This window comes from Actinocorallia lasiicapitis, from assembly GCF_054778695.1.
Map to the genome: position 1 here is coordinate 22166 of NZ_BAAGZI010000009.1, position 20263 is coordinate 42428.

Sequence of the window (20263 nt, forward strand, 5' to 3'; positions counted from 1 at the left end):
TGCCCGGGCGCGGTCTGGCGCGCCGTGGGCCGAGCGGGCATTTCTCCGTGTTGGAAACGACGGAGCCCCGGCGGGGATGGGCCGGGGCTCCGAGGGGGATCGGGCGGTCAGGGGATCGGGGCGATCTGGCCGTCCGGGGTGACCAGCCACTCGTGACGGCAGGTCGGACAGCGGAAGGCGTCGCCGATGCTGCCGAACCAGATGAGCGTGCCTTTCCCGTTCGGGCAGTTGGGGCAGTCCGGGCGCACGGGTCAGGCCTGACCGAGGGCGCGGCCGTTCTTGAGCAGGCCGTGGGGATCCCAGTTGCTGCTGGTCGACGCGGCGTCGCCGCTCCGTCCGGTTCCGGTGGCGTCGTACTTGGTGTCGGGGTCGGGCTTCGTCTGGCTCACAGATCATCACTCCTGGGTCTCGTCAGGTGCGGGGTGGTCGAGGGCCTCGGTTGGCGTTGCACCGCCTGCTGGGGCCCGTCGCGCGCTGGGCGCGCTACTGCTGGCCGTCGACGTAGTCGGCGGCGAACTGGGCGATGGTGCCGCCGGGGCCTTGGCGGCCTCCTGCGGCGTCATGTCGCCGGCGAGCACGGCGTCGGCGGATCTTCTCGGCCTTCGGGTCGGCCTGGCCCATCTCGTCTCCTTCACTCGGTGCCCGGCCGTGCTGCCCGTGCTGGCGTGCCTCCAGCGTGCGCCCAACCCAGATAACTTGTCAACAAGCCAACCCAGCTATATTGTTAACAACATAGCGGGGTGTGACTGCGTGGTTGTCAGCTCGTACGCTCCTCACAACGGATCACGTGTGAGGGGAGTAGGGGATTGGCCAACGACGAGAAGCGCCCTGACCGTATGGAACGGGAGGAGCGTAGTGATCAGATGCCAGCTGTGGCCGCCGCGCCCGCGGCGAAAGACGACCCTGTCGTGCAGTTCGGCGGACGGATCCCCTCGTCGCTGCGCCGCCGCGCGAGGATGGCCGCGGCCGCCGAGGACATGGACGTCCAGGACGTCCTTCGAATCGCTCTCGAGGAGTACTTGGAGCGACGCGGGATGTAAGGCCCAGAGCGCCGCATCCCTTACAGGAGAGGCGTTCTGATGAGCATCACCAGTCTTTTCACTGGCGCAGACCGCAGTCACGTTGACAGTCTGGGACCTGGTGCTGATCGTCTCCCGGACGGCCGGCCGGTGGAGGTTTACAAGGTGTCCTACCCCCCGCAGAGGTGGAAGAAGAAGGCGGCGGCCGCCGAGGGCGGCGAGTCGCCCGCTGAGCCGTCGGCGCCCAAGGATGTGCTGGGAGGCTGGCTGCTGGGCGGCGCGGCGCTCCTGCTGCTGGTGCTGGCCGCGGCGCAGGGCTACGTGTCTTACCGGGCTCAGTACCACTTCGTGCACAACATCAAGGGCGAGCCGCTGGCCTCGACGTTGGAGGCCCTCGGCCTCGACGCCGCAGCGGTCATCTTCGCGCTGCTGGCCCTGGCGCAGGCCCGGCTCGGCCGCGCGGCGATTACCGAAAGGTTCCTGAACGTCGCGTGCGTCACCGGCTCGCTGGTGATGAACCTGCTGTCGGCCGATTTGTCGGACCCCAAGAGCATCGTGGTGTGGGTGCTCCCCGCCCTGCTGTACGCCTCGGCGTCGGACCGGCTGATCGCGGTCGTGCGCCGCCAGGCCCTGTCAAACCGGGTCGGCGCCGACGATGAGGGCAGCGCGTATGCGGCGCTCGCGGGCACCGCGATGTGGTTCCTGCGGCTGGTCCTGGCCCCGTTCTCCACCCTCGGCGGGTTCCGTCGCTGGGTGAAGGAAACCGCTCCCGTGGCCCCCGGCCGCCGCGCCGAGATCAAGGCCCCCGCGGAACCTGCGACCGATGGTTCCGCAATTCCGCATGTGGAACCACCCGCCGTTGAGCAGGCCATCGAACACCTCGACCCGCCCGTGGTCGAGCCGGTGATCGGCGTCGAGCGGGTCCCGCTCGTCCCGGCTCAGGCCGCCCCAGTGAACGGTGCGGAGCTGCCGAAGCTGAACGGCATGACCGTCCCCGAGCTGGCGGGCATCCTCGACGGGTCGGCGGCCGCGCGGGCGCGGTTGCAGCCGGACGACTCGGCCGAGGCGCTGCGCGCCCTGGACACGGCCGGTAACGGTGGGTCAGGAATTGATGACGTGACGGATGAACCTGCAGGTGAGGGTGAGGCGTCCAAGAAAGAGCAGCTGATCGCGGCGTACGACGCGATGGGGGAGGCCGGCGACGTGCGGCACATGACCCGGGACGGCGTCGGCGCGATGGCGCGGGAGCTGTTCGGGAAGGTCGGGTATGCCCATCCGTCCTCGGCGCTCAAAGCGTTGCACTCCGAGCTGACCAAGCGCGGCGTACCGAAGTAGCACGACGCGGGCGGCTCCGGCTGCCCGGGAAGCACGAGGCGGCACACCTTCAAAGAGGCGGCCGCGGGGGTCCATGCGACCGGCGCCCCCGCGGCCCTGGCACACGGGAGATGACCCCATGCACCACGCACTGGACGTTAGCCGCGATCACATGGTCGCGGCAGTGTACGAAACGCTATCCCGTATCAATACGGGTTCGGCCCAGGGAGACCCGGAACTTCCGACGTGGCACCTCGGCCCCAAGTTCTACCTGATGGCGGCTGGCGGCCTGACGCTCGCTGTCCTCGCGGGCCTGGTGTACCAGAAGGTCAAGAACAGCCTCGACGGTCAGCGCAAGCCGCGGATGAAGTTGAAGAAGCGGGTGAAGTGGCGGACCTCGCTGGGTCCGGGCTTCGCCACCCGCGGGGAGCTGGTGTCCGACTACGGACTCAAGCGGGCCCGCCAGTACGCCGCGATCTCGCGGCCGTCGCTGACCAAGGAAGACCGCAAGCGCAAGAGCTGGCGGAAGTACGCGACGTTCCTCGGCTGGTCCTCGATGGGCTGGGTGTGGCGTTCGCGCTGCTACGTCACCTTCGGCGAGATCGTCCTGACGATCGCCGGTCCGCAGCGCGGCAAGTCCGCCACGGCAATCGGCAGGATCGTGGACGCGCCCGGCCCGGTCGTGGCGACCTCGATCCGCGGCGACCTGGTCCGCAACTCCGCTGGCCTGCGCGCAATGGTCGGCACGATCCACGTCTTCGACCCCGAGGGCGTCGGCGACTACGCCTCGACGTTCGCGTGGGACCCGGTCGAGGGCTGCCAGGACCCGCGCACCGCCTGGCGGCGGGCCGCGAACATGGTCAACGCCATCAACACCAGCGGAGTCGAGGACAAGGGATTCTGGAACAACGCCGCGACCCTCACCCTGTCGGCCTACATGCACGCGGCCGCCCTGGCGGGCCGCAACATCATGGACGTCTACCGGTGGTTCAACATGTGCGACTGGGAGCCCTGGCACATCCTGACCGCCGAAGAACGGCGCGGCACACCCTCCGAGCAGGCCGCGACCCTCATCTACAACTACATCGAGATGAACGGTAAGACCCGGGACAGCGTCAAGCAGACCCTGACCCAGGTCCTGATGTTCGTGCACAGCCCAGACGTAGTCCGGATGGTCACCCCGCCGCCCGGACACAGCATCGACTTCGTCCAGTTCCTGCGCTCGCGGGACACCATCTACCTGGTGGCCTCCGGGGATGCGAACTCGCCGGTGCCGCCGATCATCACGGCCTGGCTCGCCGAGCTCAAGCACTACGCGGTGATCCTCGGCTCCCGGAGCAAGGCCAAGCGTCTCGACCCGCCGCTCACCCTGGAGCTCGACGAGATCGCCAACGTCTCGCCGATCCCCATCGTCGACTGGTCGTCCTATTCCGCGGGGTCCGGGATCCGCATGAACATCTACTCCCAGACCTGGGCGCAGATCGAAGACCGCTACGGCGAGCGGGGCGCGAACGCCCTGTGGTCCACCGTCGGCGCGGTCGTGGTCCACTACGGATGCCAGGAACACGGCCTCCTCGACCGGATCAACCGGGTCGTGGGAACCGAGTACGTACTGACCCACATGCGCAGAACCCGGGACGTCACCGGCAAGATGCAGCGCGAACCGCAGTACGGCGACATGGAGGTCCTGCCGCCGCACGCCGTCCGGATGATCCCCAAGTGGCACGCCGTCGTCGTCCGCGGGGAGGCCAAGCCGACCATCGTCCGCCAAGAGCGGTTCTGGAAGCGCTCGGACTTCAAGGCCTGGCAGTCCGCCGGCGCACGGGTCCCGCTCATGCTCGCGCCGAAGATCTCCCTCGACGTCGCCGTCGGCGGGGGCCTGGCCTCCAACGCGGGGATGGAGCAGCAGGCCGAGCTCGTCGCGATGGACGACCTGCGGCGGCGGCGTGCCGAGCAGGAACACCGCGAGCGGCAGCGTGGGCAGCAACAGGGGCCCCCGGCGTCCTGGGGCGGCCGCCAGGGGCACGTCGCCCCGCCGCTGGGCCTGGGCCCCCAGCAGGGCGCGCCGCGCCCGGACGGGCCCTACGCTCCCCAGCAGCCTCCGCAGCAGGTACAACAGCCCCAGGCGGTCAACGAGACGCCCGGCTGGTACCGCCCGGCCGATCCGGAGCCGCCGCGTACGCTCCGGCCTCGTCGGCCGTGGGACCCGCCGGAAGGTGAGCTGTAAGTGCCCGAACGTAAGACGCCGTCCTCTCCCGCTGGGGGAGGACGGCACCCCGCTGTTGGGGTCCTGGCCACCGAGCTGCAGGATGTCAAGCAGACCCTCGGTGATCTCACCTCGCGGCTGACGGCCGTCGCCGAGGTCGTAAACGACACCGCCGACACCGTCAACGGCCACGGGGAACTGCTGGCCAGCCACACCGCGCAGATCGTCGCGCTCAACGAGCTCGGCACCACGATCAACGGGCTCGTCGCCGCCGTCGCGGCTCTGTCCGCCCCCGGCGGCGGCCGTGCGGGTGGCGGCGGGGGAGCGGCCAGCGAGGAGTCCCCCAAACCGGTCGCATGGTCGTGGCTCACGATGGACGCCGCGACCCGCGAACAGCGGCTGGCCGAGCTGGCCGACTGGGTCACCGAGGTCCTGCAGGTCGAGTACGCCGACTACACCGTCAACATCATCCGGACCTGCTGGCCGGAGCACCGCGCGGTCGTGTGGGAGCTGTCGTCCCTGTACGTCGAGTGGCAAGCCGCGTTCGTCCATGAGGAGCGCGGCAGCCGCGACGCGATGGACTGGCTCGACCGGTGGCTCCCCGGCGTCCTGAGCAGGATCAAGGACGTCCTGCACCAGTGCTCGCACGGGCGCGGCCCCTCCGTCCCCGGTGAAGGCTGGCAACCCCAGACCGACCCGTCGGCCGCCATGCCGGTCTTCGACAACCCGGCCACCGAACAGGCCTTCGGCCTGCTCCGGCACACCGCCTGGAACCGGCCGTGGAACCCCCAGCAGCGTACGGCCGCCGCGTCCCTGGCGGCCAACCCCACCGTGCCGCCGATGCTGCAGAAGCTGCTCCGCGACATCGGCGACGCCCACGACGCCGGATACGGCGACTTCGAGGGGTTCATCCCCTACATCCGCGCGAACGTCCCCGGAGTCGCGAACTGACGAACCGCATTTCCACATGCACAACTGTGGAGCTGAGGGCCTGCACCACGTGGTGCGGGCCCTCCTGCGTTTTTCAGTCGTTGAGCTGGGCGCGGACTTCCCCGGTCCGGTCGACGGGCGGCTTGATGGTCCGGCCGGTCAGCCAGGAGTGGGTGAACATGACGCCGAGCCCGTAACCGATCGAGTACTCGGCCGCCCACGGGCCGTTCGCGTTGGCGACGTCCTGCGCGGCCACGTGGTCGAGGTCTCCATCGTCGGGCAGTTCGTGATGGAAGGTCCTCTTGATGGGGGAGGTGTTGCGGCGGCCGAGGATGAACTCCAGAGACGCGATGATCCCCTGGGCGGCACCGTCGTAGACGATCGGCACCTGCTCCTCCAAGCCGCGGCGGGCGGCGCTGAGCATGGCCAGGATCTGCGTCGGGGTGCGGACGATGTCGCCGCGGCCACCCACGAGGTCACCCGCCTTGGCCGAACCACTCGGCGCTCCGTACATCGGCGGCCAATCGACCTGGCCGACCAGCCAGCGAAGGATCCGCTGCACGTCGTAGGCGCGGCGGCGGGGATGTTCTGGGAGGTCGCCATAGCGGTTCACCGCGACGGCGTCGACGGCCTTCAGCTCGGTGGTGACCTCGGCGGGCGTCGGCCCTCCGGCGGTGGTGGTGTGGCCAGTGAAGGGCGCGTCTGTGCGTTCGCCGAGAGCCCACGCCATGGTGTGGAGGTCCGCCCGGGACTGGTCGGTGACCACCTTGAGCGCCGCGTCGCGGACGTTGTTGATGTGCTCGCGCGGCCGGACGATGCGGTGTTCGACGATCTGCCGTGGGTCGCCCATAGCGGTCACCGTAGCCCGGTCGTGGTGTCAGAGGCTACGGCCATGCTCTTCGCCTCTGCTGGCTGCGCGCTGGGGGGCCGGGGCGCGTTCGGGCTGCTGGCGGACACGGTCCTTCTCGGCGACCTGCTGCTGTCGGCGGGCGTCGTCGCCGTGCTCCCGGGCGGCGGCCTCCATCTCGGCAGCCTCCTTGGCCTTCTGCTTCTGGGCGCGGTCTTCGAGAACGGCCTGGGCGCTGCGCGCCTGGACGATCGCGTCTCGAAGCTCGGCGCTGACCGCCGGCCGCGACTGATCGTGCTCGGTGCCCTGGGTCAGGTCGAGTTCGGTCTGACCCGCGACCTGCTCGCGCTCGGCGCTCTTGTCCTGGGTCTTCTCGGCGGCCTGCTCCTTGACCGGCCGGTCGCGGCCTGCGGCCCTCTCATCCTTCTTGGCCTGCTTGGTGGTGTCGCCGAGGTCGAGGGCGCCCTGCCCTTCGATCTCCCGCTGCTGGTCCTGCTCCCGCTCCTCCTGGGCACGGCTGTTCGGGCGGGGGTCGTCGTGGAGTCTGCCGAACCCGGCGTCGGGGTGGCGGCGTTCGAGTTCGGCGATCGCATCGGTGGCGGCCTGGCGGGCCTGCTCGGTCTCGGTGTGCCAGCGCACGCGGGCGGCATCGACCTCGGCGAGCTCCTGGCGGCGCTGCTCGATCTGGTCGGCCAGGTCCCGGTGGCCCTGGGCGACGGCCGTCAGCCGCTCCCGCTCCTCGACGGTGCCGGCGACGCTGGCCTCGGCGTCCGCGAGAGTCGCGCGGTTGGTGTGCGTGCGGACGGCATGGCCGGCGGTGCGCAGCTCGTCGGCGACCGACGGCGGCGCCCATTCGGTCTGACGACCGTAGGCGAGCGTCCTCCGCCACAGTTCGCCGTCCTTGACGTCGCGAACCTCCTGCTGCTCGTTCGGGCAGCCCAGCGCGTGGTAGGCGGCCTTGCGCCCGACGGCGGCTTCGGGGCTGTCAGTGCCGCGGCCAAGGGCGTCCTCGGGGTCGAGGCGACCGTACTGCTGCCGGTAGACCTCGACGATCCCGGCGCGGCGCTCCCACTCGGCGCGTGCGATCAGGTCGTCCTGGGGGACCGGGCCGAGGTTCGTGAGCGCCCACGGCGGCGGGGTCTCGGCGAGCTGCTCACCGAACACCATGGCCTGGTGGTCCAGGACCTCTTCGTGCCGCTCGGCCCACTCACGATCCACCGGGTCGACGATCCGGTTCGGCCGGTCGGCGAACCGCTCGTACAGACGGGGCTCGGGCTGGTCGGTACCCAGCGCCTGCTTGACCCGGAAGTGCAGGACCGCGGCGATGCTGCGGGCGGGCGACTGGTCGGTCTCGAACTCCCGTGAGCTCACCGCGTCGATCAACAACGGCCCGGGATCTTCGCCGGCCAGGTCGGCGGCGTGGACAAGACGGAACAGGGTGGGGCGTTCCGGATCCTTCTGCAGCCGGTTGTACTGGTCCTCGGTGAGCACGCCCTTGAGGACGTTGTCGTAGTACCCCTCGGCCCCCTCGGACACCAAGCTGTTGTAGACGGCGCCGAGCTTGGCGGGGTGCCCGGCGAGCATCTGCTCGTCCCGGATGACCTCCAGCGCGGTCTGTTCGGCCTCCGCACCCTGCATCGCGGCGCCGAGCACGGAGAACCGGTCGAGAACCGGCTCGTTCAACCCCTGGCCCTGCTGCTGCCCGGCCGTCTCGCCCTCGGTGGCCTGGCCCCCGATGGCGCGGACTTCGACGGAGTCCTCGGCCGTGTCCTCGGCGGCCGCGGTCGCCTCGGGGGCGGCAGGCAGCTCGCCGACGGCCGTCCAGTAGTCGAGCGAGAAGGGCACCACGGTGAACGGCTCGCTGAACTCACCGTCGCCGAGATCGCGGGTGACGATCACCCGGCCCTCGATGTCGGGCTGCTCCTCCTCGACCCGCAGGACGTCCCCGGTCTCCAGCGGCCGGCCCTCGGCGTCGAGGATCTCCTCACCATCGCCGCGCCGGACGGTCACGGACTCGCCCGGTGCCCACGCCGGTTCCGTGGAACTCGGCTCTGGTGCCACGGCCGGTACCTCGACGGTGTCAGGAACCCCAGCCCGTTCCGTGGCGGGTTCCTCGGTGGTGTCTGCCGGTGCCACCGTCTCCTCGACAGGTGCCTGGGCACCAACGGGCTCGGTGCCAGGAACCTCGTTCGGTGCCTCGACAGGTTCCTCGGTGCCGCCTGTCTCGGTGCCTGGTTCCTGATCCGGTGCCTCGCGCGGTTCCTCGGTTCCGTCCGCCGCCTCGGCTGGTTCCTGCGACGGCGCCTCGGCACCGGCGGCTGGTTCCGAGACGAGCTCGTCGACGGCGCGCTCGGCGGCGCGGAGCTTCTCGACGGACAGCTCCGGGGCCTCCACTGTGTCCGGCTGCGGCTCGGCCACGCGGGCCTTGGTGACCGCGTAGGCGTAGTTCGCGATCCGTGCCCGGGTCATCATCACGTAGAGCATCGCCCGGCCGACCATGCCGTCCTGCACCAGAGCGTGCGCGGTGTCGACGGTGCGTCCCTGAGCTGCGTGAACGGTCCCGGCGTAGGCGAGCTCGACGTGGTTGCGCACATAGCCCTCGGGGAGCCTGTAGGTCTCGCCCCACCGCTCGTTGCCGGTCTCGCGGTCCCGTCCGAGGTACCGCTGGGCGATCATCTGGCGTTGCTCGTCCCAGCCGACCACCCGGAGCACGTCGCGGTTGGTGATCCGGCGTCCGTCGACGCTCTCGATCTCCGAGTGGTTCCGCCGGGCCATGATCCGGTCGCGCTTTCCTACGAAGTTCTTGTCGCGCAACTGGAAGTCGCTCTCGTCGACCTTGTCGAGGGCGACAAGGTCCGCGCGGGCGCGTCGCGACAGCTCAGAGGCTTGATCGCCGGTCGGCGCGAGCAGGATCGAGTCATGGCCGGCCAGGGTGTCGGCGAGCCAGTTCCGGTAGGCCTTGTCCGTCATCTCCTCAAGGTCGCCCTCGTCCAGGCGGCTGTGCTTGTCGTACTCGGCCAGCACCGCGGTGTCGCCCTGGCGGAGCTTGAGGGATGCCTCGCGCTCCCACTGCTCGTTCATCCGGGCGACCCGAGTGAGCTGGAAGTACCCGTGCTCGCGGGCGAGCATCTGGAACGCGCCGCCCGCCCCGACCGCCTCCAGCTGGGCGGGGTCACCGGTCAGCAAGACCTTCGCGCCAGCGACCTGCGCCATCCGCAGCAGCTCCGACAGCTGCGCGGTGTCCACCATGGACGCCTCGTCAACAACCAGCAGCTGGCCCGGCCGCAGGCCTCCCTGGCCTCGGTCGTAGGCGGACAGGAACGCCGCGATGTTGTATGTCTCGTCGCAGCCCTCACCAGCGAGAACGTCGGCGGCGTTCTGGGAGATCGTCACCCCAACGACGCTCTCGCCGGTCTCCTGCCGCCACAGATCCGACAAGACGCCCATGGTCATCGACTTGCCGGTGCCTGCGGGCCCCACCAGCACATCGACCTCGCTGCCCGAGGTCAGGACACCGTAGGCGGCCGCGGCCTGGTCGCCGCGCAACCGCTCGCCGTTCACCTCGTACACCAGGTCGGCGGGGTCGATGATCGCCGAGCCGTCGCCGAGCAACGGCAGCGGTTCCATGGTCGGTTCCGGGCGGTCTCCCGCTGTCTCCTCAGCGGTGCCAGGAACTTCCTGGTCCTCGCTGTCAACCCCTTCGGCCGGTTCCGTCTCGGCCCGCTCAGTGGTGCCCGTCACGGCTGCCGCGATCTCGGGAGCCTCGACGGCCGGTGCCTCGGCGCCCGTGGCACTGGCGGCCAGTGCCGTCTTGGGTGCCGTCTCGGTGCCTGGAACCTCGTTTGGTGCCTCGACAGGTTCCTCGGTGCCGCCTGTCTCGGTGTCTGGAACCTGGTTCGGTTCCTGCGTCAGTGCCTCGGAACCAACCGACCCGCTGCCGGGAACCTCGGCCGCCTCGGCGGCAGACGCCCCGGCAAGATCAACGGGGCTTGCCGGTACTTCGCCAGCCCCCGCCGCTCCGTCAGCGCTGGCCCCAGGACTCCCGGCCGCCGCGTCGGCCGGTGCCTCGTGAAGATCGCCGGTGCTCGCCGTCGGTGTGTCGGTGGCGCTGTCGGGAACCTCGGTGGCCGCGGCGGCGGCCTGCTCCCCATGAGGATCAGCGTTGGCCGGTCCTTCGCCCTGCGCACCCGGCGCGCCCGCCGACGCCTCGACGGTGCCGGGAGCCTCTGCGCTGGACCCGGGAACCTCGGCCGGTGCCTCGCTGGCAGTGTCAGGAACCTCCGCCGGTTCCTGCGGCAGTTCCTCGCCGGTGCCCGCCGGTGCCTGCGCCCCCTCGACGGGTGCCACAGTGCCCCCGACCTGGGAAGTTCCAGGAACCTCGCCCGGCTCCGCCGCGCCCGCCGTCTCTGTGCCAGGAACCTCGGAGCCGCCTCCGGGGGCCTCAGCGGTCCCGCTGGCCGGTGCCCCGGCAACGTCGCCAGTGCCTGCCAGTGCCCCCGCTGGTTCCTCGGCAGTGCCAGGAGCTTCCGCGCCCTGCTCGCCCTCGACGCGCTCGCCGATCGGCTTCCGGGAGCGGGTCCCGTGGAGCAGCAAGTCGAGTTCCTCGGCGGACGTGCCAAACGCGGCTGCGGCCTTCTCCTTCTCGACCGAGGGCGCACCAAGACGGCGGCCAGCCCCCAGAATCTGTTCCTCCCGGTCGATCTGGGTAGTAGTGCTGTAGCGGCGCACGTCGTGCGCCTCGTAGATCGACAGGCCGTCCTCTTCACGGACCCGCTCGGGCGGGGTAGCGACCAGCTCCGGCGCGTTGAGCAGCAACACCCCGTGCCCGGCCCCGGGCGCCAGAGCGTTGTCGGTCAGCTCGTTCAGCACGTCCCGGATCTGGTATTTGTCCAGGCCACCGAGGTAGTCCGGCAGCGCCTTGGAGATCTCGGCCATCAGCTGCGGGCGCGTCCACCACGTCCGGGCGGCCTCCAGCTCGGCGACCGCGACGTCGATGACCTGCCGCATCTCCTCCTGCGTCTTCCCGGCGATGCCCTGAAGGGTCTCCAGGTCAAGATGCCCCTCGATGCGGTTAGGGATATCGGCCAGGGAGCCGAGCTCCGCGGCCCGCATCGCCTGCTCCCACACGTCCAGGGATACCTCGCGCGGCTGCGCGTGCTTCTTCTTGGCCTTGCGGTTCGCCCGATCCAGGGTCGCCCACTGCCCCATGCTGAACAGCACCCGGGCATTCGGCTTCTTGCCCCACTTGACCTCGTACTCATCCGCCAGCTTGCGGATCTCCGGGGCAATCCCGATCCGCCGGGTCGAGAACGTGTCGCGGATCTGCTCGCTCACCCCGACGATCTCGCGGGCCTTCCCGTCGCTGCGGACCGTGCTCCGCAGGCCGAGTTCAGTGGTCATGTCCTCGTCCACCTGGCGGCCAACGTACTCGGACACCGCGGCACGCCACTTGTGGATCGCCCGCGAGTCCAGCGTCCGCCACTGCCCGTCCGGGCACAGCACCCGATTCAAGATCAAGTTGTGAACGTGCAGCTGAGGGTCACCATCGCGAGAAGTGTGCTGGAAAAACGATCCGACGATGAAGTCCTTGGCCCTCACGAACTTGCCGGTCGAGAACTCCGTGAGCTTCCGGCCGGTGACCGGATCCCTCGGAATCGCCCCGTGGTACCCGACCCTGGCGTAGCCGGCTTCGTCCTGCAGCATCTCCAGGCCGCCCTCGACGGCGTTCATGATGATCCGCTCGACCGTCTTGGCCTGGGCGCGGTAGAACTCCGAGGCCTCGATGTTCCCGGCCCGCTCGGCCTCCTGGGCGGCGGCCTCGTACCCGGCGTGCACGACCGACACGGACTTGCTCACCGAGATGGTGAAGTCCAGGAACAGCAGCGCCTTGCGGGCCTCGTTCGAGGCCTCGATCTCCATCGTGGCGATCTGCTCGGGGGTGGCGTCCGGCTTAGCCGCCATCTTCGCCGCGAAGATTTCCTCTTTCGTCTTGAAAGTGCGCGGCGGCTTCCCCAGCGCGGCCTTGTCCTCCGCCTTGATGTTCTTGTCCCGGAAATTCGGGTCGCGAGGATCGAGCAATTGTCCGTACAGCAGCCGCATCGTCTCGTCGTCGATTTCAGCGCCGACGTCCAGACCCAGTTCCGCACACCCTCGGCCGTTCCAGATTCCGGCCGGTTCGCCGATCTCGGCGACCGCTGACAGGTAGTAGCCCTCGGCGCCCTTCCCGGCGCACTTCAGGTAGTACTCGACGTCGTAGCCGCGGGCGACGGACGCGACCACGCTCATGATCCTCACCCCCTTCCCGGCCTCGGCCGAACCCCCGCAGCGTGCGGGATACCCCCTGGCCAGCACGCGAAGCGGGCGGGCATAAAAGATCTTGCGGAGCGAAGCGAGCAAGATCGACAAACCATCAACATTGTAATGCCTCGGTGTGAAGCTTGTGGAGGGGTGAGGCAGTAGGAGGAGACGGGACGGCGACGGGGGTTGAGGCTTGTGAAGGGCGAAGCGGAGCGAGCCGAGGTCAGCAGAGGCAGACGGGAGAGATCCGGACCAAGATCAGCAGTGGAGATTTTCGCGCGAGCGCGAAGCGGCCTCAAGATCAGCCGGACGCCTCGCCGTCGGCGAACCGGCCGCCCCGGCCCCCGCGCGGGTCTCGCCGCGCCGCCACGATGGTCGCCGCCAGGCGGCCGAGGACTTTTCGGCGCGGACTGTTACCGGTTGCCTTTCCCGGCGCGGGTGGAATGGCCGTCCGGCGGGCGGTCGATTCGCGCGGACTGTTACCGCTCACGGGTTTCGGCGACCGGCGGCAGAATGTCGGTGCCGCCGACTACCGTCGTTCTCGACACCACCGGCCCGCGCAATTTCGGCTCGACGCTCACGGAAAGGACCCGGCGAAATGACGGCCACCCAAGACGGCACGCCCGCCGCTGCGGCACCGCGCACCAAAGCCCACGACCACGGGCAGCTCGCCGCCGCGCTCGGCTGGACCCACACCCAGGTCGACAAGGCCGTCACGGCCGGCGGGATCCTCCCCCCATACGACCTGAGCACGCCGCGGTGGAAGGGCGCCACCGTCGACGCCCTCGTCGGCCGCGCCGAGGAACTGGCCGCGCTGCTGCCCGACCTGTACTCCGAAACCGAGCTGCAGGACGCGCTCGGCCTGTCCCGCGGGGACTGGCACCGCGGCCGCGAAGCCGCCGTCATCCCGGACCCGGACCTCGGCGCGTTCTGGACGCGCCCGCTCGTCGACGACCTCACCGCCCGGGCCGCGGCCCTCCGGGCGGCGATCCCGCCCCAGCCGCTCGGCCTGACCCGCTGCGCCGAGCTCCTGGCCGAGCTGACCGGGCTGCCCGTCGTCGAGGACGACATCCGGGCCCTGGTCAAGCGCGAGCTGGTCGCCGAGGTCGACTACTACAAGAAGTGGGCGCTGTACGACGTCGCGGCCGTCCGCGCCCTCGGCACCACCGACGACGGCCGCCAGGTCGTCGAGGAGATCGTCGCCGACCGGCTCGCCTGGCTCGCCGCCTCCATCACTCCGCAGGACGCCGCCCGCTGGCTCGACTGGCACCCATCCGACCTGGAACGGATCACCAAGGAGAGGGGCCTCAAGCCCGGCCGGTTCGGCCGCTGGGAGCGGACGATCATCGCCGAGCTGACGGCCGATGAGGACCTGATCGAGCGGGTCCGCCGTGAGCAGCTCCTCGGCCCCGATCAGGCGGCCGCGCACATGGAGATCCGCCGCCGCGATTTCGACTACGTCCTCGCCGCCGGCTGGCTGACCGCCGCGACCCACGTCACCCGCGAAGTTGGCGTCCGCAAGACCGTCGACATCCCGCTGTACTCCGTCGGCGACCTCGAGAACGTGATCGCCGAGGTGCCCGGCGTCGACTGGGAAGCCGTCCGCGCCGTCAAGCCCGGGGAGGTCTCCCCGCTCCGCGAGTACACCCGGCTGCCCGCGGCCCGCGCCGAGGTGATCCGCGCGTTCTGCGCCGAGCTCGGCGACCGGTACGCGGTCGAGGTGTGGCCGCACTTCTGGAACGCGGGCGACAAATGGGAGATCGACTGGGAGTACACCGCCGATGGCCACCCGACCAAAGCCGAGGTGACCGCCGCGCTCTCTGACCACTACGGCGCGTCCCAGCACTGGGACCACATCGTCCTGTCGACGGCCGTCGGTGAAGTGATCCGGTGGGCGCGGGCCTGCCTGGAGCCCGGCGCGGCCGTCGTGGTCGACACCGAGACGACCGGCCTCGGCGGGGTGGTGATCGAGCTGGCGGTCGTCGACGCCTCGACCGGCGCGTGCCTGTTGAACACCCTCGTCAACCCTGGCGGCGTCGAGGTCGAGGACGGCGCACGGTTCGTGCACGGCATCTCCGATGACGAGCTCGCGGGCGCGCCCTCGTGGGCCGAGGTGTTCCCGCGGTTCCTCGCCGCCGTCGAGGGAAAGAAGATCACCGCATACAACAGCGACTTCGACAAAGGCCGCATCTCCGCGACGCACCGCCACGCGGGCCTCGACACCACCCTCCTGCCCAGCTCCGACCGGTGGGGCTGTCTGATGAACGCCCGGTCGACCTGGCTCAGGATCGGCCGGTGGCTCCCGCTGGGCGGCGGCCACCGCGCCCTCGGCGACGCCCTGGACGCCCGGACCGTGCTGCAGGCCCTCGGTGCCCCCGCCACTCGCTGACCAAGGACACCACCATGGGCTTCCTCACCCCCACCGGCAAAGAACTCGCCACCAGCGTGTGGGCCGTGCTCGATTCCGCCGGGTTCAAGGGCATCGACACCACCCTGCCCCCGCTACCACGGGAATCGACCAGCGACGGCGGATTCCGGCTGCGCGGACGCGGCGACAAAGTCGAAGTCTTCTACCAGCTCGACGCCGACCAGCTCGACGGCAACCGCATCCACGACGGCCGCGACGACGCACTCCTGCACCGCGTCGCCGCCCTAATGATCGAATCCATGGCCGGCGTCCTGCTCGCCTCCGGCTTCAGCTTCACCGTCCAACCCATCAGTCACACCCTCGACCCCAACACCGACGAGCACAGCGCCATCCTGATCGTCCACTCCTGAAACCCCAAGAACCAGCCTCAACCCTCGATCACCCTGTGGCAGAGAAACCCCCGCTGACCTGCGCTAACCCCTTAGCGCCAATACTCGCCAGTTAGGGTCCTCGACCCTCGGAGGAACACCCCATGAGCGCACGACGTGATGAGGCGGGCGCGTCCGCCTCGGCGATGGCCCGCCAGCTCCGCACCGGTCGAGGCCTCGGCCGTCGGGTCGCCGGCTACGCAGCGGCGTTCGTCGTCGTCGCCCTGGCCCTCACGATCGCCTCGACCTCGTGGCGAATCGGTGTCGGCGGCGGCGTCCTGGTCCTCGCCGTCCTCGTCCTGGTGACCGGCGGCCGCCCGGCCCGCAAGAGCGACTCCGAGCTGTGGAAGCAGGGCGCCGAGGGCGAAGCCGCGACCGCCGCCCTCCTCAAGCCCCTGGCCCGGCGCGGCTACGTGATCATGCACGACCGGGCCCTCGCTGGTAACAGCAGGGCGAACCTGGATCATCTGATCGTCGGCCCGCACGGGGTGCTGGTCGCCGACAGCAAGAACTGGAGCAAGTCGCGCACAGCGCGCAAACGCGGCGGGCAGGTGTGGATCGGCCGCACCCACGGCAGCAAGACCGTCCAGGGCCTGGTGTACGAGCGGGACCGGGTCGCGCGGATCCTGGCCGTCGAGCTCGGTCGTGACGTCGCGGTGCCCGCCGCGCTGGTCGTCCACGGGACGAAGTTGACGCCGTGGCACCGGTGGGAGGTCTCTGGGATCCCGATGCTGCAGGGCGGCCGGAAGGTCCGCAGCTGGATCCGTGACCTGCCCGCCGTGTACAGCCCGGCCGAGGTCGAGTTGCTCGTCGCGGCCTGCGAACGCCGCTTCCCGCCCTACGTCGACCCGGCCGTCTGACTCGGCCGCGCTATTCGACGCGGCGGACGTTCTCCCGGATCATGCTCAGGACGTTGTGGTCGTCGCGCTCGCGGTAGTAGGCCATCAGCTTGTCGTACCGGTCGGCGGGCAGCGTCCCCTCCCGGACGGCCGCGCCGACGATCTCGGCGTTGATGACCTCGTTGATCGTCTCCTCGCTGACCATCAGCTTCATCGTGAACGCCAGCATGGACGCGGCCTCCTGGTCGCCCTTGCTCTGGGCGTCAGAGAACGCGCGGAACAAGACGAACGCGGTCAGGTCCTCCTTCACCTGCGCCTGGCTCTTGGCGTCGGTCGAGAACTCGACGGCCAGGACATCGATGAGCGCGAACAGCGGAGCGGCGTCACCGGTCCGCTTGACCTCGGCGATCGCGGCGTGGATTCGCTCGGCGCCGGCGTTGCCCGCGGCCGCGTGAATTCCGAAGTAGCCGGACAGATCCATCAGGGGGTGATCCTCTCAAAGGGGGGGGCGGGCGAGACGAGTGTGGCTGGTCAGCGTTTGACCTTGCGCATGTCCTGGCGGGCCCGGTGCTGCTGAGTGTGGACGCGAGCGGAGTAGGCGGCGGCATCCGCGATCACCCCGTAGACGGGCCTGTCGACCCACCGGTCGATCGCCATGCGGGCGATGATGCCGGGCGGGCACTTGGGCAGGTGCTCGGGCAGGTTCGCCGCGGCCATCCGCTCGGCGATGAGGGCGTTGCGCTCGGCGGCCATCGGGCGCAGCGGGTACCGCTCGCGCGCCTCGACCACGGCGTCGAAGTAGACCGCGGCCGCCGCGGTGGTGACGGTCGCGCGGAAGGCGTTGAAGGAGTCGGCGAACCACTGGGGCAGGAAGAACGTCACCGGGTGGTGGCGCGGAACGTCCAGGGACGTCCGGCCGGTGCCGCCCTGGGCGGCGGGCTTGCGGGCGGCGCGGTGCCCCTGCTTGGTGCGGACGGTGTACCAGGCGACCTCGCCCGGGGTCGGCGGGGCGACGGCCAGCATCTCCTCGATCGCCGCGGCGATCACGTCGCTGGTCGAGGCCTTCGGTCGTTCCTCGCCCCCCGCCATCAGCGCTTCCCGCCACGCCCCGACCGCATCGGCCTGCCGCGTCGTCAACCGGCCCGTCGAGAACGACGGCGGCTTCACATACCCCGTCGTCAACCCGTCGTCGTTCTCCTCGTCGTCGAGGGAGCCCTCGGGCAGCAGCTCGGCCTCGCGGGCCGCGCGCTCGATGTCGGCGTGGTCCTGGCCGTGAAGCTCGCCCTCCCGGCGCCGCCATGGCTCGCGCTGGCGCGCCACCCGGTCGGCCTCGATGTCGGCCCGCCGGTCCTCCCACATGCGGTAGACGCTGCGGCCGCCAGGGCTGTCCCACCACTGGATGCACTCGGCGCAGCAGCCGTGCTCGCTGTACCGGTGGTCGTTGAGCGGGTTCGTCGGGCCCGCCATCTCCGGCCCGCTTCCAGTATCCATGTGGATACTATATCGCGGGCACGCGCGGATACCCAGGGCGTCGCTCCGCGAGATCGGGTCAGTGTTCAGAACAGGCCGGGGGTGGGGTCGAGGCCGGCGGCGCGGGCGGCGGCGAACGCGGCGTCGACGTCGGTGCCAGTGGCGTGGGCTGTGAGGATGGCGTTGCGGATCGCGACGGCTCGGCCGTGGGTGCCGCGGACGTCGGCGAGCGGGCCGCCGTGGCGGCGGTTCATGTAGTCGGCGGCGTTGTCGCCGCGGGGGAGGAGCTCCCAGTGGTCGGGGCGTTGGCAGCTGGCCTCGTCGCACTTGTGGGCGATCACCAGGTCCTCGCCCGGGCGGGCGGCGATGATCCCGTGGTGCAGCTGCCACCCGTACACGTGGGCGGTGACGACCTGGACGGACGTGCGCAGCTTGCGGGAGATGCGCAGCTTGCCGTGACCCGAATCTGAGATCGCGCCGAGGAACGGCTGGCAGGCGTAGGTGCCGCGGTAGATCTTGCTGTCGTAGCTGGCGCGGGTGGCGGGGTCGGCCAGCAGGGCGGCCCACACCTCGCTGCTGATCGCGGGGCGGCGCTGGCGTCCGCGCGGGACGTTGTCGAGGCCGAGCTGCCCGAACTCCTCGATGACTGCGGCGACCCGCTCGACGACCTCCTCGACGATGTCGGCGGCCGCCGGCGCGGGGACGATCGGCCTCGACGCGGGGCGGACCGGGCGGGTCTCGGGCTCGTCGTCCTGGCCGTCGTCGAACCCGAGGACGAGTTGTTCGCCGAGGTCTCCGGGGTGGCCGCCGCGGCTGCTCACCGCAGGTTCCCTTCGTGGCCGTGGGCGGCGGCGTAGCCGTACCGCTCTTCGAGGTCCTGGCGGATCAGGGACGCGATGTAGGTCAGGTGCCCGGCCTGCAGTCCGGAGACGGTGTCCTCGTCGCCGACGGTGTTCCGGTTGTGGAGGTCGACGACGATCTCGGGCGCGCGGTCGGGGTCGTTGGTGGGGCCGTCGAGCGAGACCAGGGCGGCCAGGGCGCGGGCGAGCTCGGCGCGGGCGGCGTCGGCCTGGGCGTGCTCGTCGGGGTGGTTGACGCGCTTGCGGGCCTCGGCCGCCTGGTAGGCGAGCCACCCGGCCTCGTCGGTGAGCAGGTAGCCCCGCTCCAGGTTGTTCTCCTGCATGTCCCGGTCGGCGACCGCCTGCAGGTGGGCGCCCGACATCACGGTCTCATCGGTGAACAGGCGGGGCGCGGCCGCGCTGGTGATCCGGAACTCCCCGGCGGCGGTGTAGACGAGCACGGGATGGTGGCTCTGGTCGACGTCGGCCTCTTCCTGCTTCCACAGGTCGGCGATCACCTCGGTGGGGACCTCGGGGATCTGGACGGTGCCGAGGGTCGGCCGCAGGCACTCGGCCAGGCAGAGCGGCCCATAGGCGGCCAGAGCCGGGACGACGGTGAGCCGCATGGCGCAGGTGGGGCACTGATCGTCGCTGAGACGGTAGGCGGTGGAGCGGTCGAGCTCGCGGACGAACAGCGCGGCCAGCTCGCCGGCGGCGTAGGCCTGCGCCCACTCCTCGGTGGGCGGAGCGGTGACGGCGGGGGCGGTGACGCCCTGCTCGGCGGCCAGGGCGATGTGCAGCTCCTCGGCGAACAGGACCGCGAGCTGCCGGCCTTCAGCTTCGGGGACGCCGCCCCAGCTGCCGGGCAGCGCGACCCGGTAGCCGCTGCCGGTCTCGTAGACGATCGCGGCGCACATGTCGCCGGTGGCGTGCAGGTCGAGGACGAGCCGGGCGGGGATCGGCGGGACGCTGGTCAGGTTGATGCGGGTCATGAGATCACTCTCCCTTGGCGGGCTTGCGGACGGCGGGGCGGGCGGCGAGTTCGAGGGTGAGCCGCTCGACCTCGGCCTCCAGCTCGGTGGTCTTGGCCTTCTGCTCGGCCAGGGCGGTCTCGACGCTGTCCAGGCTGCGCTCGGCGCGCATGGCGCGGTCACGGTTGTCGTCGCGGGCCAGCGTGAGCTCGCCCAGCCGCTCCTCGTAGGTGCCGCGCTGCTCGGTCAGGCGGGTCTCCAGGCCGTCGGCCCGGCGGGTGGCGTCCTCGGCGAGCTGCCCGGCACGGGCGGCGCCCTGCTCGGCGAGCGCCTGGACCTTACGGGCATCCTCGACCTCGCGGGCGGCCGCGGCGCGGACCTCCTCGATCTCGCGGCGAGTGCTGGCGGTGATCTCCTCGACCTGCTGGCGGGCGGCGGCGATCGCGGTGTCGCGGGCTTCCTCGGCCTCCTTCACCCGGACGTCAGCGGCGGCGTTCACGGCCTCGACCGTCCGGGCGGCTTCCCCGCGAACCTCGGTGATCGTCTCGTCGCGTTCGGCCTGGGCGGCGGCGACGTCGGGCTCGGCCTGGGCGCGGGCTTCGGTGACCTGGCCCTCGGCGACGGTGGCGCGTTCCTCGGCCTCGGCCGTGGCGGTCTCGGCGGCGGCCAGCAGCGCGGCGTCCTCGGCGGCACCCTCGCCCTGGACAGTCCGGCGGGCGGTCCCACGATCGTGAC

17 protein-coding genes are annotated in these 20263 nt (G+C 70.7%); 7 read left to right on the plus strand and 10 right to left on the minus strand.

What is annotated here, in order from left to right:
• Window positions 1-107: 107 nt before the first annotated feature.
• The 3 genes from ACYVE7_RS02340 to ACYVE7_RS02350 all read right to left on the minus strand — a co-directional run bounded on the left by ACYVE7_RS02340 (window position 108) and on the right by ACYVE7_RS02350 (window position 621).
• Entirely contained in the window at window positions 108-248 is a 141-nt protein-coding gene (locus tag ACYVE7_RS02340) for a hypothetical protein (RefSeq protein ID WP_460362769.1), read from the minus strand.
• Between the two features lie 3 nt (window positions 249-251).
• The gene (locus tag ACYVE7_RS02345; protein ID WP_460362771.1) at window positions 252-389 is read right to left on the minus strand and encodes a hypothetical protein; all 138 of its coding nucleotides are present in this window, start codon (window positions 387-389) and stop codon (window positions 252-254) included.
• A 94-nt stretch (window positions 390-483) separates the two neighbouring features.
• A complete protein-coding gene (locus ACYVE7_RS02350) occupies window positions 484-621 on the minus strand; it encodes a hypothetical protein (protein ID WP_460362773.1) in 138 nt (45 codons plus the stop codon).
• Window positions 622-863: 242 nt separating this feature from the next.
• Here ACYVE7_RS02350 and ACYVE7_RS02355 point away from each other — a divergent pair, with 242 nt between their 5' ends.
• From ACYVE7_RS02355 to ACYVE7_RS02370, 4 genes are all read left to right on the plus strand, one after another.
• Window positions 864-1040, plus strand: a complete 177-nt coding sequence (locus ACYVE7_RS02355) for a hypothetical protein (protein WP_460362775.1) — start codon at window positions 864-866, stop codon at window positions 1038-1040.
• Window positions 1041-1184: 144 nt separating this feature from the next.
• A complete protein-coding gene (locus tag ACYVE7_RS02360) occupies window positions 1185-2354 on the plus strand; it encodes a hypothetical protein (protein WP_460362777.1) in 1170 nt (389 codons plus the stop codon).
• 253 nt (window positions 2355-2607) lie between these two features.
• On the plus strand, window positions 2608-4560 hold the full coding sequence (locus ACYVE7_RS02365) for a type IV secretory system conjugative DNA transfer family protein (RefSeq protein WP_460362779.1): 1953 nt from the start codon (window positions 2608-2610) through the stop codon (window positions 4558-4560).
• Window positions 4561-5490, plus strand: coding sequence for a hypothetical protein (locus ACYVE7_RS02370; RefSeq protein WP_460362780.1), 930 nt, complete (start codon window positions 4561-4563; stop codon window positions 5488-5490).
• Between the two features lie 73 nt (window positions 5491-5563).
• Here the strand turns inward: ACYVE7_RS02370 and ACYVE7_RS02375 are convergent, their stop codons facing one another.
• Both ACYVE7_RS02375 and mobF read right to left on the minus strand, forming a co-directional pair.
• The gene (locus ACYVE7_RS02375; protein ID WP_460362783.1) at window positions 5564-6319 is read right to left on the minus strand and encodes a hypothetical protein; all 756 of its coding nucleotides are present in this window, start codon (window positions 6317-6319) and stop codon (window positions 5564-5566) included.
• A gap of 27 nt (window positions 6320-6346) precedes the next feature.
• Entirely contained in the window at window positions 6347-12601 is a 6255-nt protein-coding gene (gene mobF / locus ACYVE7_RS02380; RefSeq protein WP_460362784.1) for a MobF family relaxase, read from the minus strand.
• A 610-nt stretch (window positions 12602-13211) separates the two neighbouring features.
• On the opposite strand from mobF, the gene ACYVE7_RS02385 reads away from it, so the two are divergent.
• The 3 genes from ACYVE7_RS02385 (at window position 13212) to ACYVE7_RS02395 (ending at window position 16269) form a co-directional block, all read left to right on the plus strand.
• The gene (locus ACYVE7_RS02385; RefSeq protein WP_460362787.1) at window positions 13212-15002 is read left to right on the plus strand and encodes a 3'-5' exonuclease; all 1791 of its coding nucleotides are present in this window, start codon (window positions 13212-13214) and stop codon (window positions 15000-15002) included.
• A 14-nt stretch (window positions 15003-15016) separates the two neighbouring features.
• Complete coding sequence (locus ACYVE7_RS02390) at window positions 15017-15391, plus strand: hypothetical protein (RefSeq protein ID WP_460362789.1); 375 nt, start codon at window positions 15017-15019, stop codon at window positions 15389-15391.
• A gap of 122 nt (window positions 15392-15513) precedes the next feature.
• On the plus strand, window positions 15514-16269 hold the full coding sequence (locus ACYVE7_RS02395) for a nuclease-related domain-containing protein (RefSeq protein ID WP_460362791.1): 756 nt from the start codon (window positions 15514-15516) through the stop codon (window positions 16267-16269).
• 10 nt (window positions 16270-16279) lie between these two features.
• On the opposite strand, the gene ACYVE7_RS02400 is transcribed toward ACYVE7_RS02395, so the two are convergent.
• The 5 genes from ACYVE7_RS02400 to ACYVE7_RS02420 form a co-directional block, all read right to left on the minus strand.
• On the minus strand, window positions 16280-16729 hold the full coding sequence (locus ACYVE7_RS02400; RefSeq protein WP_460362792.1) for a hypothetical protein: 450 nt from the start codon (window positions 16727-16729) through the stop codon (window positions 16280-16282).
• 50 nt (window positions 16730-16779) lie between these two features.
• The gene (locus ACYVE7_RS02405) at window positions 16780-17739 is read right to left on the minus strand and encodes a hypothetical protein (protein ID WP_460362794.1); all 960 of its coding nucleotides are present in this window, start codon (window positions 17737-17739) and stop codon (window positions 16780-16782) included.
• A gap of 65 nt (window positions 17740-17804) precedes the next feature.
• The gene (locus tag ACYVE7_RS02410) at window positions 17805-18539 is read right to left on the minus strand and encodes an HNH endonuclease family protein (protein ID WP_460362796.1); all 735 of its coding nucleotides are present in this window, start codon (window positions 18537-18539) and stop codon (window positions 17805-17807) included.
• Window positions 18536-19549 (minus strand): hypothetical protein, encoded by a 1014-nt coding sequence (locus ACYVE7_RS02415; protein ID WP_460362798.1) that lies wholly within the window; start codon window positions 19547-19549, stop codon window positions 18536-18538. The genes ACYVE7_RS02410 and ACYVE7_RS02415 overlap by 4 nt, the downstream gene beginning before the upstream one ends.
• A 4-nt stretch (window positions 19550-19553) precedes the next feature.
• Window positions 19554-20263 (minus strand): hypothetical protein (locus ACYVE7_RS02420; RefSeq protein WP_460362800.1); only part of this gene is annotated, 710 nt, incomplete at its 5' end.

Bases quoted from the DNA above. Each gene is read 5' to 3' on its own strand.
- ACYVE7_RS02390 (WP_460362789.1), top strand. From the start codon at position 15,017: ATGGGCTTCCTCACCCCCACCGGCAAAGAACTCGCCACCAGCGTGTGG.
- ACYVE7_RS02400 (WP_460362792.1), bottom strand. From the start codon at position 16,729: ATGGATCTGTCCGGCTACTTCGGAATTCACGCGGCCGCGGGCAACGCC.
- ACYVE7_RS02395 (WP_460362791.1), top strand. From the start codon at position 15,514: ATGAGCGCACGACGTGATGAGGCGGGCGCGTCCGCCTCGGCGATGGCC.
- ACYVE7_RS02365 (WP_460362779.1), top strand. From the start codon at position 2,608: ATGGCGGCTGGCGGCCTGACGCTCGCTGTCCTCGCGGGCCTGGTGTAC.
- ACYVE7_RS02355 (WP_460362775.1), top strand. From the start codon at position 864: ATGCCAGCTGTGGCCGCCGCGCCCGCGGCGAAAGACGACCCTGTCGTG.
- ACYVE7_RS02350 (WP_460362773.1), bottom strand. From the start codon at position 621: ATGGGCCAGGCCGACCCGAAGGCCGAGAAGATCCGCCGACGCCGTGCT.
- ACYVE7_RS02405 (WP_460362794.1), bottom strand. From the start codon at position 17,739: ATGGATACTGGAAGCGGGCCGGAGATGGCGGGCCCGACGAACCCGCTC.
- mobF (WP_460362784.1), bottom strand. From the start codon at position 12,601: ATGAGCGTGGTCGCGTCCGTCGCCCGCGGCTACGACGTCGAGTACTAC.
- ACYVE7_RS02415 (WP_460362798.1), bottom strand. From the start codon at position 19,549: ATGACCCGCATCAACCTGACCAGCGTCCCGCCGATCCCCGCCCGGCTC.
- ACYVE7_RS02385 (WP_460362787.1), top strand. From the start codon at position 13,212: ATGACGGCCACCCAAGACGGCACGCCCGCCGCTGCGGCACCGCGCACC.
- ACYVE7_RS02375 (WP_460362783.1), bottom strand. From the start codon at position 6,319: ATGGGCGACCCACGGCAGATCGTCGAACACCGCATCGTCCGGCCGCGC.